Source organism: Prosthecobacter sp. (assembly GCF_014879935.1).
Taxonomy (GTDB): domain Bacteria; phylum Verrucomicrobiota; class Verrucomicrobiia; order Verrucomicrobiales; family Verrucomicrobiaceae; genus Prosthecobacter.
In genome coordinates, this window is the sequence record NZ_JACSRD010000195.1 from 42,903 (window position 1) to 59,723 (window position 16,821).

General features: G+C 63.1%; 10 protein-coding genes. All 10 read right to left on the reverse strand.

Annotated features, from left to right (window positions below):
• Positions 1-25 precede the first annotated feature (25 nt).
• Positions 26-3,313 carry a TlpA disulfide reductase family protein gene (locus tag IAE77_RS21495; RefSeq protein WP_294231221.1) on the reverse strand — a complete coding sequence of 1,096 codons (3,288 nt, stop codon included), beginning with the start codon at positions 3,311-3,313 and terminating at the stop codon, positions 26-28.
• Positions 3,314-3,319: 6 nt separating this feature from the next.
• Positions 3,320-4,393: a squalene--hopene cyclase gene (locus IAE77_RS21500; RefSeq protein ID WP_294231222.1), complete on the reverse strand. Its 1,074-nt coding sequence runs from the start codon at positions 4,391-4,393 to the stop codon at positions 3,320-3,322.
• Positions 4,390-6,738, reverse strand: coding sequence for a hypothetical protein (locus tag IAE77_RS21505; protein ID WP_294231224.1), 2,349 nt, complete (start codon positions 6,736-6,738; stop codon positions 4,390-4,392). The genes IAE77_RS21500 and IAE77_RS21505 overlap by 4 nt, the downstream gene beginning before the upstream one ends.
• Positions 6,735-10,055 (reverse strand): hypothetical protein, encoded by a 3,321-nt coding sequence (locus IAE77_RS21510; RefSeq protein ID WP_294231225.1) that lies wholly within the window; start codon positions 10,053-10,055, stop codon positions 6,735-6,737. The genes IAE77_RS21505 and IAE77_RS21510 overlap by 4 nt, the downstream gene beginning before the upstream one ends.
• A 71-nt stretch (positions 10,056-10,126) precedes the next feature.
• Positions 10,127-10,543, reverse strand: a complete 417-nt coding sequence (locus tag IAE77_RS21515; protein WP_294231226.1) for a DUF3368 domain-containing protein — start codon at positions 10,541-10,543, stop codon at positions 10,127-10,129.
• Positions 10,540-10,782 carry a UPF0175 family protein gene (locus tag IAE77_RS21520; RefSeq protein WP_294231227.1) on the reverse strand — a complete coding sequence of 81 codons (243 nt, stop codon included), beginning with the start codon at positions 10,780-10,782 and terminating at the stop codon, positions 10,540-10,542. Before IAE77_RS21520 ends, IAE77_RS21515 begins: the two co-directional genes overlap by 4 nt.
• A 50-nt stretch (positions 10,783-10,832) precedes the next feature.
• Positions 10,833-13,016: a hypothetical protein gene (locus IAE77_RS21525; protein WP_294231228.1), complete on the reverse strand. Its 2,184-nt coding sequence runs from the start codon at positions 13,014-13,016 to the stop codon at positions 10,833-10,835.
• A complete protein-coding gene (locus IAE77_RS21530; protein WP_294231229.1) occupies positions 13,016-14,986 on the reverse strand; it encodes a BatA domain-containing protein in 1,971 nt (656 codons plus the stop codon). The genes IAE77_RS21525 and IAE77_RS21530 overlap by 1 nt, the downstream gene beginning before the upstream one ends.
• Positions 14,987-15,182: 196 nt before the next feature.
• Positions 15,183-15,422: a hypothetical protein gene (locus tag IAE77_RS21535; RefSeq protein ID WP_294231230.1), complete on the reverse strand. Its 240-nt coding sequence runs from the start codon at positions 15,420-15,422 to the stop codon at positions 15,183-15,185.
• Between the two features lie 393 nt (positions 15,423-15,815).
• Positions 15,816-16,715, reverse strand: coding sequence for a DUF58 domain-containing protein (locus IAE77_RS21540; protein WP_294231231.1), 900 nt, complete (start codon positions 16,713-16,715; stop codon positions 15,816-15,818).
• Between the last annotated feature and the right edge of the window lie 106 nt (positions 16,716-16,821).

The window sequence follows — 16,821 nt, forward strand, 5'->3', positions numbered from 1 at the left end:
GCGCCTGCTCCAAACGCCGCCGGTCTCACTTCTCCAGCAGCTTCTTCACGGTTTCGGCGATCTTCTTCGCACCATCAGGCTCGTAGCCGGTCTTCACATAGGCCACGCTGCCGTGCTCATCGATGATGACGGTGTGGGGGATGCCTTCCACGCCGAAGGACTGGCCGATGCGCTGGTTGGCATCAAAAGCCACCTCAAACTTCCAGCCACGCGTTTCGAGGAAGGTTTTCACCTGCTCCTTCGCCTCGCCTTGGTTCACGCCGATGAAGCGGACCTTTTGTGGATCGAAACCCGCCATCTGGTCGATCATGTCTGGCAGCGATTTGATGCACGGGCCGCACCACGTCGCCCAAAAGTCGAGCACCAGGACTTTGCCCTTCTCCTGCGCCAGATCGAGCTCCCCACCCGCCAGCAGCGGCAGTTTGAAGGTCTTCGCGGGCTGGTTCAGCAGCGGTGAACTCTGGCCGCCTGACTCCGGCAGCACCGGTTCAGGCGCATACTTCAGCTTCCAGTCCCGCAGGGCGGCCAGGGCGGCGCTTTCCGGTGGAGTGGTGGTGCGGATGATGTGGACTTGCGGCAGCGGCACGCGGCAGTCGCCCAGAAGCTCGTTTTTGCCGACGACCGCGTCTTGATCGAAACGGTCCACCTTCAGGCCGAGACGGCCGCCGTTGTTGAGCAGCAGCCAGTGCGTGATGACAGGCGGCACGGCTTGCTCCGCGGCGAAGGCGGCGCTCACTGCATCCGCCGGCTGCACCAGCCAGACGGCGGCCTTCACGCGGTCCCGTGGCACCTGGATCGTCTCCAAACCGGAGCGGATGGCGAAATGCCGCGCCGTGGCGGCTTCGATCACGCCACGCAGCAGATCACCGTTCGCCGCCAGCAAAGCATGGCGCGGCGGATCCTCCTTGCGGAAGCGTGGCACGGTCAGGGCGTGCTCCTTCGACTTGGTGTCCACGATCGGCACCGCCACGCGGCCGGGGGCGATGCGGGCGCTGAATTCCTGGATCTTCACCTGCCGCTCGCCATTTCCCCAGAGGCTGAAAGGCTCGATGATGATGCCGCCGCCGCCACGCGGCTTCGCTCCCAGATTGATCCTGCGGGCGGACACGTTGTTGATGAAGATTTCGAGGTCGTTTTCGCCGGTCACGATGCGCACATTCGCAGGTCCGCTGCTGCTCACGCGGAATTGCCGGTCCATCTGGTCACCGCTGGCTTCGAGTCCGAAGCACACCTCGCTGCCCATGTGGCCGAAGAGCAGGTTCGTGCTGGGCGCGGCGGGATTCACGCCTTCGCAGAACAGGCGCACCCGCAGCGCGTTGAAGCCGGTGCTCAGCAGCGAGAAGCTGATCTCATTCACCTGCATGAACGAAGGATGCGCCCACGAGCCGCCGGGCTCCAGCTCCAGCGCCGCCTTGCCACTGCGCTTGACCGTGCTGGCACCGCCACGGATGCGCTGCCAGCCGGGATCTTCGAAGCCATCGAGATTCAGAGGCGCTCCGCCGAATTGAATCGCCTGCAGCTTGTCGGCAGGCAGATGCTTCACACTCGAGACGCTGGAATCGATGTCCACCTGCCTGGAGTCGATGGCACGGAGTGTTCCCGGCAGCGTGTCACCGCTGCTCAGGTAGAACAAGGCAGCGGCACGCGTGTCATCGGCCTGAGGCCGGGCCGCACGGGTGATCTGGAAGCTGCCGGCATTGATCATGCGGGCTGAATGCAAGCCACCAACCACGCGCCAGCTGGGTTGTGGCTGGCCGTCGCCATCCAGCGTGCCGTGCAGCGCCTTTTTGCTGTCGCCAATCGTCAGGACATCGAGCGTGTTGAGTGGCGGCGATGAAGGTCCGGGTTTGTTTTCGCGCAGATCGAACCGCCGGGCCTCCCCGAACTTGAAGGACACGGGATCTTTGCACCAGCCCGTCACCATCGTGGCCACTTCATTGCGCAGGTGCAGCAGCAGGCCGGAGATCCACTCGCCGTCGGCGAACCACAGCTCCGTGCCTGGCGAAAGCGACCCAAAGAACGGCGAATGCGGCTCCATCTCGATCGCCAGCACCTTGTCCCACGACAGCGTGGTCTGGCTGCCGTTGTCCTTGCTGCGCAGCGTCAAACCGGCCGCGTCTGCGCTGACGACGGAGGCCTTGAGATGATGACCGTCGCTCAATTCCACGCGGGGTCGCGAGTTGGTCAGATCCGTGGGCAGCACACCGCTCCATTCGCGGATGCGCAGGCCCTCCAGCCGCAAATCGGGGCCTTTGTTTAGCAGCGTGACTCCGGCGGACATCGTTTCCGGCTGCGGCTGGCCGCGTGCTTCGGCCTGGACTCGCAGGGCATTGATCTGTGCCTGTGCCGCCCCCTGCACCACGCCGAGAAGGGCGCCGAACAGGCCGCCGCCGGCCGGCTTCGCATCGTTCGCAGCCTTGGTGTCCTCTTTTTTGGCTGCCTCGGGCGGACGTTCGCTGGCTTCGGCCAGTTTTTTGCCGTCGGCGCTGTAAACCGCGCAGAGGCCGGTCTTGCGGTTCCATACCAGCGTCAGCGTCGCGCGGTGATCACTCTCCTTCAAAGTCCGCAGCGCTTGAAACGAGCGCCCGTTCAGCACCAGCTCGTCCATCCAGGTCTCGATGCTGATTTGTTCGGTCGCCGAGGCCTTCAGCGTCAGTTTGAACTCCGGCCGCACCGTGGCGGAGAGATCGAACTGCATCTCCACCAGCTCCGGCAGCTCCAGCGGCAGGGTCACACTGCGGTTCCACCCAAACTGCTTCAACGCGGCCCCTCCGACGACACGCCAGAGCTTGTTGTTGTTTTTGACGTCTTTTTCCACCCAGCCGCTGGTGCTGGTGGGCGCGGCGAAGAGCAGTCCCGCGCCTTTGAGCCGCTTGATGCTGGCCACGGCGCTGCGTTCGATTTTGATCGTGCCGAAACGGGCCGCCTTCACCGTGACCGTCTTCGCATCCATGGCGATGATGCTGCCGTAAAGCCGCGATCCGTCCGCCATGCGCAGGCTGAAGGTCTCCTTCGTCGGCCGGTCTTCCGGCAGTTTGCGGATGCGCCGCAGCACGCTGAGACTGACCTTCAGCGGCTCGGTGAAAATTTCCGAGCGCCACACCACGTGGTCGTTCGTGATCTCCATCGGATGACCGCCGATCCACTCGCCATTCTCCCAGTGCAGCTCGGAGGCGGGGAGGAGGGTGATGCTGAGAAGGAGGACAAACGTGGTGAAAATTGACGAATGACGAATGGCGAATGACGAATGGAGCCGCAGACCGGCGCGTGGGCTGCCGTCTCGGGGGTTCGTGGCTGGAGTGGGGTTCGTCATGCCGCGTCAGCGTTCGTAGATGGGCAGGAAGCGATAATTGAGCCCCAACGCCAGCAGGGACATGCCGGTGGCGTAGGCGTCGTTGTTGAAGCTGCCGTCCGCCGCCTGTGTGTCGCCCAGCGCGCGGGCGGTGGCGGTGTTCCACTTCTGCCACGACGCGTAGTCGCTCTGGAACAAGGCCTGCGCCATGTAGTAGCGGAAGTACTCCCTGTAGTTGCCCTCGTTGTGCTCCAGGCGGTCGGTGATGTGCTTCAGGGTGGCCTTGAACTCATCGCTGTCCTTGTGCTTCGACACCGCGGCCACCAGCGTGGCGATGGCGCTGCGGTTCATCGACTCACCAAAGCCGCCAAAACCACCGGCATAGGCCACGCTGCCGTCCTTCCCCGTGCTGCGGCGCATGTACTCCAGCGCGGCGTCGATGACCTCGTCGGCCACTTCCATGCCTGCGTTGCGTGCGGCCAGCAGGCCCATCAGCACGGCGCCCGTCACCGAGGTGTCAGCGTCCGTGGAGTTGGGCATGTACCGCCAGCCGCCCCAGCGGTTCACCTTTTGCGCGGTGCCGGCGCAGCGGATGGCCAGATCGAGCGCCTGTCCGATCGTGCGCACCGGTTTCTCTCCTTCCCACAGCAGGGCCTCGTCCACCGCTCCATAGGCCTCGGACAGGGCCAGCATCGCGAAACCATGATGATACATGCTGTTCGGCAGGTAACCCGTGGTGGCGTCCTGCGACCGGATCATCGCCCGCAGCGCACGCCGGATGTTCGGCGCGTAGCGGCTGAAGTTCGGATCCTCCCCGCTGGCCAGAAACGCCATGACACAGATGCCATCCACGCCCGCGCCATCGTTGCTGCCCTGCCAGCCGCCTTGGTCGGACTGCTTCGACGCCAGCCACGCCAGACCGCGCTCATACACCGTCTCCACCTCCTGCGGAATGGCGCCGCCGAAGCGCAGGGCGGGGTCTTGGGCGCGAAGAGCAAAGGGCGAAGGGCAAAGGGCAGCACCCCAGCCATAAATCGCAACAAGGGCCATTCGCTGCCAGTGCCCTTCGCCCTTCGCCCTTCGCTCTTCGCTCTTGTTCATTGGTCGATGATCATTCCTCCGTTAAACAAGTTCTGCCCCGCGTTCCCGCCCTGCTTCAGGCGTTGGTCGTGGCTGGTCTTGATGCCCTCCCAATACTGCATGGCGTCGGGCAGGTCGCGTTCTTTGACCAGCTTCCACTGCTCGGGCGTCAGGATCGCCTGCAACTCCTTCTCCGGAACTCCGCCCAGCGGCACCAGCGCGTAGTAGTATTGCAGGAACCACTGGAACGACATGTGGCGCTCGATCTCCGGCAGATACTCGGCCACGACGTTCCGGATCGCTTCCTCGAGCTTCGCGCTTTGATCCGTGCTCAGGCGGCGACGGCGATCCAGTTCCGACACGCTCATGGCCGCCATCGCCCCCAGGCGGTACTTCAGTCGCGCATCCGTCACCTCCTTGAGCCGCTGGCGCTGCCCGGCATCGAGGCTGGTGCTCAGAGCCGTCTGCCACAGCGCTGAATTTTGCGCGGCGCCTTCCATCCGGCCAAAAGAGACCCGTTCCGTGGCCGCGAGGGCCTGCAGGACGTTTTTCGGCGTGGCTGACTGCACCGTCTGACGCACATAGCGCTCCGTGTTCTGCCGCCACAGCCCCAGGCTCTCTTCCACGGCCCCTTTGGCCGCCGTGGTGAGACGGGCCACCACGTCTGGAGGCAGGCTCAGCACGCGCTGGGCGTCCTCGACCAGCGGCATCATGTTTTCGAGCACCCGTTTGCGCTCGGTCACGAACAGTTTGTAAAGGTGCGCGGCGATCGCCACCTCCATGTCTCCGACCTCGCCGGAGGTGGAGGCCTTTGGAATGGCATTGCGCGACGAGCCTCCCGCCGGCCTGACCAGTTCCACCCAGCGTGCGTGCTGTTTGTCATCCAGGATGTCGCGCACGAGCTTCTCCTCCACCTTTCCGGCCCGCTGGAACAACTGCACCGGGTTGTAGCTCCAGTATTGCTGGCTGCGCTGGCCGATCAGCGGCTCCATCGCCGTCATCAGCAGCGGTTCGAGCCTGTCGCGTTGCCCGGCGCTCAGGACCAGCGTCTTGTCCATTTCCGCCAGGCAGGCCCGTGCCGTCGCCCGGGTCGTGCGTTCCCTGCGCTGGGTCGTGTCCGACTCCAGATGAGCCAGCTCGGCCTCGGAGAGGATCTTTTTCAAGCCATCCTTCCACACTGGCAGCGCTCCGGCCGCCTGCTCCTCGCTGACGCCAAAATAGACATTCCCGGCCACCCGCTTGCGTTCCGTGGCCGTGTAGTTGCGTGCCTGTTGCAGCCAGCCTGTGCGTGCCTGCTGCAATGACTGGTCGATCGCCTCCTTCGACAGCGTCTCCAGCGCCTTCTGCCTTTCCTTGTCCAGGTTCAACGTGACGGCCATGTTGTCGATCTCCGTGTTCAAGGCGGTCTCCATCTGCTGCCGCGCCTGCTGTTCTGACGGCTTCATCATGTCCTCCAGCTCCGCCTGGAGCTTCGCATGCTCCTCCGCCTCCACCTTGAGCCAGGCTGTCATCAGCGGCGCTGGCAGCACCTTGGCCGCAGTTTCCTGCCAGAGCTTGTCCCAGGCCTCCCCACGCGGCCGGTCAAAGCGCACATAGAAATAGCTGCGGCCCATGATGTTCTTCCGTGCCGCCGGAACCATCGTGCGCAGCATCTCCGCCGCGCGTTTGCGCTCCGAGTCCACCAGCCGCGTCAGCAGCGCGTCCGCCGCTTTCTCCAGCGCCTTCCCGTTCGCTTCATCGAGTTTCAGCGCGGTCTTCATCAGGGTGATCTTTGCCTGCAAGTCGTCGTTCATCGGTCCTCGGGCCTCTCCACCCCATCGCGTGAGATAACGGTCGATTTCGTTGCCAAGTTCCGTCTTTGCCTTCGCCTCCACATCACCCCAGGCCTTGAATCGTTCTGCGCCCAGCGTGCTTTCCAGCGTGGCGAGCCACTGTTGGTCCTCCTGTGGCGGCGTCCAGCCTTCCACCGGCTCGTTCGACGCGGCGATTTCAGGCTTCCACGTCCCCACATGACGCAAGGCCGCCGTTTCAGACGTGCGCGAAAGATACGTCCGCATCGCCAGCGTGGCCGGTTGCTTCCAGGCTTTCACGGCACCTTCCACCGCCTTGTCTGCCGCGGATTGCAGGGCAGCCTTTTCATCCGCCGTCAGCTTCGCCGCGTCATCGATGGCCTTGATCACCTCCTCCATGTGCGCGGCCAGTTGCTTCTGCTTTTCCGGGCCGCAGAGCTCGATGAACTCGCCCAGCGCCTTCTCCACCTGGTCCGAAAGCGGCTTTTTCAACTCCGCACGGGTGTGATAGGTCTGCGCCGCCGCGAAACCGGAGAGAACAAGCCAGAGAGTGAGGACAAGCGCAGGCCGCATCATCGATCACCGGCCTCCAGCTTGTTGAAATAGGCATCGAGTCCCGTCTTGAACTCCTCCGGCAGCTCCCGTCCGGCTTTTCCGGTCGATTGGCCCACCGGCCGCGCTTCAGCCTTTGTCTCGGCGTCTGAACCGTCGCCCAGATCCGCCAGCGCCGCTTCCGACGCTGCCGCCGCCGTGCCGCCGCCACCGGGATTCGATCCCCCGCCGCCACCGCCCTTGGAACCCTGCCGTTTGGCCTGGAGCAACAGCTCGATCGCCTCCGTCTCCGCGGCGATCGCCGGATCTCCAGTGTCGGCCTTGTCCAGCAGGCCTGCGGCTTCCATCATCACGTCCATGGTCGCGCCCAGCAGTCGCAGTTCGCGGCTGAATTTGTCCTTCCCCTGCGGCAGGTGCAGGATGTCGTCGAACGCGCCTCGAACGCTCGCCTGGATGCCGAACTGCTTCGAGGCCAGGTTCGCCGCCTGCCGCCCGTGCTCCGCGCTCTTCAGCGCTGGCTTCGCATTCTCCAGCTCCCGCGTCTCGTCACGCAGTTTCATCTCATCACGCAGCGCCTTCATCACCTGCAGCACGATTTCAGGCGGCAGGCTGTCGGCGCTGCACGAGCTGCACGCCTTGCACTCGCTCGCCGCCACCATTTCCTCCGCCCAGCGGTCAAAAGTGTCCGCCCAGAACTCCGCGCCCGCCATGCTGCTGCCACTCAGGTTCACCGCCGCCTGATCGCCCAGATACTGCAGCACCTTCACCACCTGCGTGTCTTTCATCTGCCCGATGACGTTCTTGAAATGCATCTCCGGCTTGCGCGCATAGTAGGCCTCCAGATCGCTCTGAATCAGGCGCACCACCTCGCTCTGCTTCTTTTCGTGCTCGGCGATGTCCGCGGCCTCCTTCACCGGCTTGCGGTCCAGGCCGAAGGCGCTCAGCGTCTTCGTGTTCAGGTCTTTCGCGGCGATCATCTGGTCCCGTGACGCCTTTTTCAGGCGTTTCACAAACGTGCTCGCCTCCAGGCTCGCCAGCACGGCCGCCAGTTCGTCGGAAACCTTCGCAAACTCCGCCAGCAGCAGCTTCTGCTCGTCAATTGCCTCGTCCATCTTCTGCTGCGCCTGAGTTTCCGCCGGCTTCGCCTCCTCCTCACCCTCTTTCTTCTTCGACGCGGCCGCTGCCAGCTGTGTTGTCGGCAGTTTCATCCCGCCGGGCGACGGCGGTGCTGGCTTGGCGCTTTCATCAGCCGCCTTCGGCTCCGTCTTGCTCATCGATCCCTCACGATCCGCGATGCTCGGCTTGTTTTCTTTCTTCGACTCCTCCGTCGAAGCCTTCCCGCCCTGCGTCCCCTTCGGCAACTCCGCTCCGTTCGCGATCTGCGGCGCACTTGGCTTCCCCGCCTTGCTTTCGCCCCCTTGCGGCTTCTGATCACTCGGCGGCTTGTTCCCGCTTGGCGAACTCTCCGCCCTTTGCCCTTCGCCCTTCGCGCCCGCTTGGGCCCCCGAACTCTGTTTCAACAACTCCGCCACGCTCGGCATGCGGTTCCTGGCGATGTCCTGCAGCGATTTGAGCATCGTCGCCCACGATTCGAGCCGCTGCGCGTCGAACTCATCGTTCCGCGTCGCCTGTTCCACCAAACTGCGGCCGCTTTGGTTCAACGAGCTCAGCCGCGATCCGTTCGCGGTCTCCGCGCTGGCCTGCTGCGCGATGCGGCGGCGGTTTTCCGGGCGGTCCAGCTCCGCGGCGGTCAATTGGCGCAGTTCCCGGTTCGTTGCGTGCAGTTGCTGCTCGCGCTCATAGGTCTCGCGCGCCGACTCCAGCCACTTGCCGAACTGCTCCGTCAGCCAAAGCGCGTGATCCGTCTTGTTCAGCACGTGCAGCACAAACGCGGCCGAATACGCCCGCTTCCGGTCCGGCAGGTAATCCTCCGCCCAGGCGCGGATTTCGAGCGTCTGCGGCTCCACGCCGTCACGTGACGCGCAAAACGTCGCCTTGGCAGCCAGCTCCTTCTTCTCCGGCGCTCCTGCGGCGGCGATGCGGTCTCCTTTCGTCTTGTCGTCATTCACGCTCCGCCACTCCAGGCCCATGCGCCGGACACCGAAGTCATCCTGCACATTCACATCGAAAACGACCACTTCAGAATCGAGCACCACCTGCTCCAAAGTCTCCCGACGGGCGGCGAGACGCGGTGGCTCGTCCTTCACCGCACGAATCCTCAAAACGAGCGGCTCCAGCGGCGTGAGCCCGTCACGATCCCTCCACATCACCCGCTTCTCCGTGTCAGCCGTCACCGGTTCATAGGAGGTCTTGATCGTTTCGCCCGAAACCGGCTGCGGCTCGCCATTCACCTGCGCGCTGGCCAGTTCCCGCGAAGCCGTGGCCTCCAGCGCCGCCTGTGAACCCGTCAGCACGTTGATGGTGCCACTCCGTGCGTCGATGACCGGCTCGGTCTTGTATTGCAGATAAGCCGGAAGCCGTGTGCGCAGCGCCAGCGCGGTCAATTCCGGCCGCAGGCGGGGCAGAATGCTCACCGTCTTTCGCACATCGCCCAGAGACACCTTCAGCTCGACGTCTGATTTCTGCGGCGGAAACGCCCATGGATACCTGCCGTCCGTCAAAGCGCTCACGATCACTGGCTGGCCATCGATCCACGCCTTCGCCTGCTGCGGCGACCAGCGCGTGTCTTTTTGCAGATGCACCGCCAGGTCAAACGGCTCCGCATACGGCACTACCAGCCGCTTCGGCAGCGCCTCAATCTTCGCGAAGGTGAAGCGCTCAATGTTCTTCCACGGCATCAGCCAGCGGGCCAGGCTGTTTTTCGCTGCTTCATGAACGCCGAACCATGCAGCGACAAAAACAACAATCAGAGCGCTCGCTGCCCACGTCCAGCGCTTGAGCAGCGTCGTCGGCATGCCCGGCTTCAGATCGCGATCTTGCACAGCCTTGGCCGCTTGCTCCATCGCGGCCTGCACCAGTCGCTCGCTGCGGCTCGCATCCTCGTGCCGCGCCAGTTCCACGATGCCAAGCAGTTGATCGCCCAGACGGGGAAACGTCCGCCGCAGCAGTCGTGCGGCATCCTCCAGCCGCTGCAACCGCCACACCCAGCGATGCCACATCCACGGCAGTCCGACGGCCAGCACCGACGTTCCACCGATCATCAGCGTCCAGCGCATCCAGACCGGCGTCTCCATCACACGATCCAGAACGAACAGGATCAGCCAGGACGCATAAACGCCGACGACACCTGCCAGAACCCCTTCGAGGATCTTCACCATCCACACGCGCTTGCGAAAATCCGCGAGCTTCGATTCAAGGATCGGCGGCAGTGGCGTTTTCATGGTGAGTCGAGTGATGCTTCCCTATCTAACGCCGGCGGCGAGTTTTTGATTGGGTTTCGATGTCCTGGAGATCAAGTTTCCCCACAGTTTTCCAGCGCCTCCGTCACCAGGGCAGGGGCAAGCCAGAATCCAGCATCCGTTTCGAGGCGTTCGATCACAGGTTTGATGGCCGAAAGAAGGCCTGCCCGCCTCGCCTGTAGCAGCACGGCATCCGCATGACAGTCCAGGGCCAGCGCCAGGGCGGCGGTCTCCCCGGCGTGCAAATTTGGCATCGCTGAAAGGTGCGCTGGAATGGCAACTGCCGGCCGGATGGCAGCCCAGGCAGGAATCTGCAGGCCTTGAAAACGTTGCCGGTGCTGGCTCAGCCTCTCAAACTCTGCTTTCACCTCCTCAGGAATCCATACCTGCTTGAACAATGCCTGCAGCAAGTCGGCCTGCCCCACACAGCAGAGATTCAAGATCACCGAGGTGTCCGCCACGACGATCATGCCGGAAACAATTTGTCCAACGTGGCGAGGTCTTCCTTGAGATCCGAAGCTGAATACTGACGGGGAATCCCACGTTCGTGCAGCGCGCATTGAAAACTCACCAAGTCGATACCCGCAATGTCCGCGCCCGTCACCGCGCTGATCCGGTCGCGTGCGTACAAGGCGCATGCCAGTTCCAGCCGCAGATCATCCGCGCTGAAACGTCGAATGGCGCTGATTTCAGGAAGTTCCAAGATCATGAACGGAGTCTATTCAACCGCCTCGCCGCTGACAAGACGTGATTTGGCGGTCAGAACACCCCGGCAGCCTTTCTTCCCACCCAGAACACGCCCATCAGCACGACGAGCACTCCCGCCCAGGCTGGATGTGCCCAAATCGGCAGGCGGCGTTCTTGATAAGCGGCCTCGGGGATGGCGGCGATGGCATCGACGATGCTTTGCGGCTTCGTGGCATCCAAGACGGCACCTTTGGTGAATTGGGCGATTTCCTTCAACACGTCGATGCGAGCCGGTTGGCCGCGTTTTTCGCGGCTGGTGCCTTGGATGGAGATTTTGGTCTCCAAACGCGATCCAGCCTCGGCGCAGCTCAGTTCGACGACGTGCTCGCCGGGTTCGTTCGGTGTGAAGGTGCCGTTGAAGAGGCCCCAGGCTTCTTCGCCGGCGGGGAGAAGGCGCACGCTGCTCACTTTGCCGCTTGGCGCGGCGATTTGGGCGATGACCGCGCCTTCGCGCAGCGGCTCGCCGGTCACACTCATGACGTTCGCGTTGAGCGTGAGCACATCGCCTGTGCGGGGACGGTCGGGCGAGTAGAAGAGGCGCATCTTGTCGCCGCTGCTCATGTTGCGCTGATAGGCCATCCAGCGGACCACCTGCCCCCAGAAGCGGTAGTGATACTTGTCCTCGACGCCTTTGCGCCAGCGCCATGCCCCGTCGGTGCCCATGAAGAGGATTTTGCCCGCACCGTAGGTCTTCGTGACGATGAGCGGCACGCGGCCGAATTGATTCGACTCGCTACCGTGGATGGCGAGCACTTCGCTGCCTGCTTTCGCGCGAAGCGCTGGCGCATACCACTGGAAGCCCGGCAGCGTGCTCCACACGCGGGCACTGGCTTCGTCGGTATCTTCGAGCTTGGTCAAAAGGCTGCGCATGCCGGCTTCGGTGAGCGCGAACTTGCCCGGTGCGCTCGATCCCCAGCCGCGAGGCTGCGCGGCATCCCAAATCACCGGCAGCAGGTCGGCGAGAGGTGTCTCTTGCAGCGACGATTGAAAACCGTGGAAGCCGGGCATGAAGACGAGGCCGCCCGCTTGATCGCGCACGAGCTTTTGCAGCGCGGTGTATTGCTCGCCAGTGAGCTGGCCTTTCTGCGTGCCGACATCGCCGAGGAAGATCACGTCGAATTTCGTCAACTCCTCGTCCTTCGGGAATTTGTCGAGGTAGCCGCGTCCCGCGCCCATTTTGCCGAGACCGGGATGCAGCAGCAGGCAGTTCACCTCGACGCCGGGATCGCGTTCGAGCGCATTGCGCAGGTAACGATACTCCCAACGTGGAAAGCTTTCGATCACCAGCACCTTGAGCTGCTCCTTGCGCACGCTGAGCGGCGCTTCCTGCGTGTTGTTTTCGGGATAGCGTTCGTTCGGCGTCTTCGGAATCGTGAGCGTGAGCTTCACTTCGCCCGGTTTCTCCGGCTTCCACGCGATGGCGTCCTGATAACGGCTCATCGCAGGCAGCGTGACCTCTTTGGTGATTATCTCGCCGCTCGTGGATTTCATTTCGAGCACGACGACCTCGTCACGCGGTAGCGAGCTGTCGATGACAAACGGAATGCGCAACGGTTTGCCCGCCACGGCGAAGGTGGGCACGTCAAAGCCGCTCAATTCGACATCCGGCAGCCGCGTCTCTGAACCGACCGGCACCGTGAACACCGGCACCTCGCGCATGCGCAGCCGCGTGGAGGCTTGGGAAGGCGGCTGGCCCATGTTCCAATCGCCATCGCTGATCAAAACGACCGATTTGAGGTTTGGCTGCTTTTCCAGCACACCGAGCAGGGCCGCGTGAATGTCCGTGCCATCGGTCGTCGCAGGTGAAAACGGCTCGATGACCACATCCATGCGCTCTTTGAGCTTCGCCCAGAGTTTTTCGTCTATCAGCGGCTTTACGAGTTCCTCGCGCGCGATGGCTTCCTGACCGCGAATGACATCTTTCGTGCTCATCGAGCCCGAAACATCCGCCAGCACGGCCAAAACGGGCCGCGTCTGCGGTTTGAAGGTCTCCAGCCACTCCGGCTGCAACAGCGTGATCGCGATGCCGATCGCGATGATCACGCGCAGCAGTTCCAGCCAGCCGGTCATCGTCCGCCAGCCACTGCGCCGCCACGCCATGAACGCCAGCCCCGCCACCGCCACGACGAACGCCACGCCAATGGCGAAGGCCTCAGGCGTGGGATTGAAGACGAGTTGGCTGGTCGTTGGCTGCATCAAGGATTCACGGGTTGGATTTCACGCTTCGGAGGCATGCACAGCAGCGCTTCACCAAGAAGTGCGATCGCCATCAGGAAAAGGAACGTGCGCCAGATCTCGCTGGCGAGGCTGGTTTCGTTTTCGACCTGGTCTTCGATGATGTGATGGTCGAGACCGGCGAAAAGCTCGCTGAGGGCTGTTTTGCCGAGGAAATCCGGCGCGTCTTCACGGAGCGGCCGATTGAGCGCGACAAGTTTATCGCCGCTTTCGGCGATTCCGGCTCGCAGAGGCAGTTCGGTGCTCAAGACGGCTTCGCCGCGTCTTTTCCACTCACCGGACCCGAGGGCATTCACTCCGGCTTCACGCTGCTGCGCTTTGCCGAGGCCTTTGGAGCCATCTTGAAGGGCGCGATGCAGCATGGCGAACATCACGACACCATCGCGGGCCAAAGTCGATGCTCCAGAGCTAGGCAGCGTGCCGAGGAACCAGATTTGGTTTTCGCCGGTGGTGTTCGCCCGCATGAGCAGCGGCTGGTTTTCGCCGAGACGGGCGAGCGGCGTGCCTTCGCCGAGAATGTCGCAGCGGCGCTGCACTTCGAGGTCGCCGAGAGGCAGCGCGGTGCCGCTGCGCGTGTTTGCGAGCAGGCCGGCGTCGTTGCGCCACCAGCTCACGGTGGCGGGTTTGCTGTCGCCGCTCCACGCGCCCCACTGCAGACCGGCGAAGGCGTTGGTGTTTGGCGTCTCGGGCGGCAAAAAGACCACACAGCGGGCATTGGCGAGCTGTTTGGCGATGAGGTCGCCCTCTTTCGGCAGCGGTGCATGCCAGACGATGAGCGCGGTGTCGTCCCACGCGATCTCGGCGGCACGCGAGGGCGGCAAAACGTTGCACGCATACTTCCGCGTCGGGTCTGCGGCGGCTTCGAGCGCGGCCTGCAGCGGCGTGAAGGTGGCCTCGTCGTCGCTGACGATCACGCTGCGCAGCACGGGCGGTTCCGCGAAGACGAAGTGGAAGACGTTGTCGCTCGGCGCGGCATCGGCGGGCAATTCGACGCGGCCGTGGCCCTGCTTCATCGTTTTGGCGATGGGGATGGCGTGCGCCTGCAACACGAGCTGCGAGTCCTTCATCTCGGCTTTGAAGTTCGTGCTGACATCGCCCACGACGAAGCGCAGCGGAAGTTCGAGTGGTTCCTTGGCCGCATCCGCTCGCGTGACGCGCACATCGAGCAGCAGCTCGGCTTTTTCGGCGGTTTCGCGTCGCGTGACACGCTCGACGGCGATGCTCAAATTCTGCGCGGCAGGTTGCGCATACGTCAGCAGATGAAAACGCACGCCTTTGAGGCTGGCGAAGCCGCTGCGCAGTGCCTGCCAGCGTCCGCCGCCGGCATCCCAGTCGCTTTGACGCAGGTCGCTGAGCACCCACACATCCGTGCGGCCGGTTTGATTCGTGGCGATGTAGTCGAGGGCGCTTTGCAGCATCGCGGGCACGTCCGCGCTCGTGTCCGTGGGCCCGGTGATCGGCAGATCGGTCAATGATTCCGGCTTTTCGAGCGCTTGCGGCTGGAGGTGCGCGTTTTCGATGAGCACGAGCTTCGAGCGCGTGCCCACGGTGTCGCGCAGCGCCTGCGAGAGCTTCGCGAGGCCCGCGCTGCGCTTGCTGCTGCCTGTGGCGAGGTTTTGCTGCTCCATGCTCGCCGAGCGGTCGAGCAGCACGATGACGGTATCCGGCACGCCGCCGGTGAGCCCGAGCAAACCGCCCGCCATCGGCCGCGTGATGACAAAGAGGATCGCCGCCACCGCCAGCACACGAAACGCCAGGATCAAAATCTGCCGCAGCCGCGACAGGCCTTTGTTCATGCGCTGCGCCATGCGCAGAAACATCATCGCCGCCCACTTCACCTGCCGCCGCCGATACAGATGGATCAAATGAATGACCACCGGCAACACCGCGAGCGGCAGGGCAAAGAGCAGTGCTGGGACGAGGAAGGTCATGGGGTAACTCTTGCTTTAGCTCGTCTCACCCACAAAAGCCCAACGATCAGAAAAACCACTTTGATCTGCACTTTCAGAGCATCATAGCGTGGCGATCCGTTGACGTAAAAATAGAACTGCACCAGCAGTCCTCCAACACTCACGCCGACAATGGCTGATGCGAGGACGTAACTAAAAGACCGGCTTTTAGTCGCCATCACCGGCCTCCTTTCTTCTGAATGCGTGTCAGCAGGAACCGCGCGAGCACGTCGTCGTACTTTTCGTGCAGCTTCACGCGGTGGTAGTCGATGGCGGTGGTGCGGACGAGGTCGTCGATGTCGTGCACGTATTGCCTCACGGGCTCGCGGTAGTTGCGGCCGGGGGCGCCGAGGACGGCTTCGCCGCCATTTTCGCGCGTCAGCGTCGTGGAGTGCGGTGGCAGAGGGGCAAGGCGCAAGCCCTTTGCCCCGACGACACCGCCGTCGAGAGCAGTTTGAGCATTTGGACGTCTGAGGGCTCTCGACAGCGGCGTCGCCGATGCCGGGAGGCCCCGGCATCTCTGCCGCCGCACTCCACGACGCTGACGCGTTCTTGAAAGCGTTGGGTGTATGAGTTGACCAAAAGACATATCAAAATGTTTCCGAATAAGGTTCGCCCAATTTGGCTTTTTGCCTCTTCCTCCAGACAAACCATGAACTCACGGCCAACATGACGAAGAAGATTGGTAATTTGGCGGAATTGAACTTTGGTGAGTCAGTGAAGTAGAAATAACAATGCACGACCAATCCGCCGATAGCCGCGCCCATGAAGGCGTGTGGCAAAGAAGGGCGAGGCTTGCTCTCAGAACTCATCACCTTCCCCCTTTCTTCTGCACGCGGCTGAGGAGGAACTTCACGAGCACGTCATCGTATTTCTCGTGCAGTTTGACGCGGTGGTAGTCGATGGCGGTGGTGCGGATGAGGTCGTCGATCTCATGCATGTATTGCTTCACGGCCTCGCGGTAGTTGCGGGCGATGAGGCTGGGGTCGGCGAGGACGGCTTCGCCGCCTTCCATGTCGATGAAGCGGGCGGGGCGGTCGAAGTCGAAGTCGAGTTCCTTTTGATCGAGCAGATGGAAGACGGCGACGTCGTGCTTGCGGAAGCGCAGGTGCTGGATGGCGCTCTTCAGTTCGGCCGGTGGCACGAAGAGATCGCTGAAGATGACAACGAGGCCGCGCTGGCGAATTTTTTCGGCGGCGTCGTGCAGTGCGGTGAGCAGCGTGGTGTCGCCAACGGGCTGGATGGCGGCCATTTGATCCAACACGAGACCGAGATGCGAAGCACCTCGTTTGGCGGGGATTTCGACGGACTTTTCGGCGAGCGAGTGCAGGCCCACGGCATCGCCCTGCTGAGCGGCGATGTAGCCGAGCGTGCCGGCGAGTTTTTTGGCGTAGTCGAAGCGTGTGGCTCCGGCGGGGCCGAAGTTCATGCTGCCGCTGGTGTCGATGAGCAGGCAGAGCCGCAGATTCGTGTCGGCCTCGAATTCCTTGATGTAGAAACGGTCGCTGCGGCCCCACGTGCGCCAGTCGAGGCGGCGAGTGTCGTCGCCGGGGACGTATTTGCGGTATTGGGCGAATTCGAGGGAGGAACCGCGCACGGGACTGCGGTGATGACCGGAGACGTTGCCGAGCATGGCCTGACGGGCGTTCAACGGCAGCGCCATGAGGCGCGAGAGGACCGATGGATCGAGGAAGGATCGATTGGTGTTCATGGCGTTAGCAATCTTCCTCTTTCTCCTACTCTTACTCCTCCTCCCGGGATGGACCTGTCTCTTATACACATCTGACGCTGCCGACGACGGAGAGAGTGTAGATCTC

Bases quoted from the DNA above. Each gene is read 5' to 3' on its own strand.
- IAE77_RS21530 (WP_294231229.1), bottom strand. From the start codon at position 14,986: ATGACCTTCCTCGTCCCAGCACTGCTCTTTGCCCTGCCGCTCGCGGTG.
- IAE77_RS21495 (WP_294231221.1), bottom strand. From the start codon at position 3,313: ATGACGAACCCCACTCCAGCCACGAACCCCCGAGACGGCAGCCCACGC.
- IAE77_RS21500 (WP_294231222.1), bottom strand. From the start codon at position 4,393: ATGAACAAGAGCGAAGAGCGAAGGGCGAAGGGCGAAGGGCACTGGCAG.
- IAE77_RS21515 (WP_294231226.1), bottom strand. From the start codon at position 10,543: ATGATCGTCGTGGCGGACACCTCGGTGATCTTGAATCTCTGCTGTGTG.
- IAE77_RS21510 (WP_294231225.1), bottom strand. From the start codon at position 10,055: ATGAAAACGCCACTGCCGCCGATCCTTGAATCGAAGCTCGCGGATTTT.
- IAE77_RS21505 (WP_294231224.1), bottom strand. From the start codon at position 6,738: ATGATGCGGCCTGCGCTTGTCCTCACTCTCTGGCTTGTTCTCTCCGGT.
- IAE77_RS21540 (WP_294231231.1), bottom strand. From the start codon at position 16,715: ATGAACACCAATCGATCCTTCCTCGATCCATCGGTCCTCTCGCGCCTC.
- IAE77_RS21525 (WP_294231228.1), bottom strand. From the start codon at position 13,016: ATGCAGCCAACGACCAGCCAACTCGTCTTCAATCCCACGCCTGAGGCC.
- IAE77_RS21520 (WP_294231227.1), bottom strand. From the start codon at position 10,782: ATGATCTTGGAACTTCCTGAAATCAGCGCCATTCGACGTTTCAGCGCG.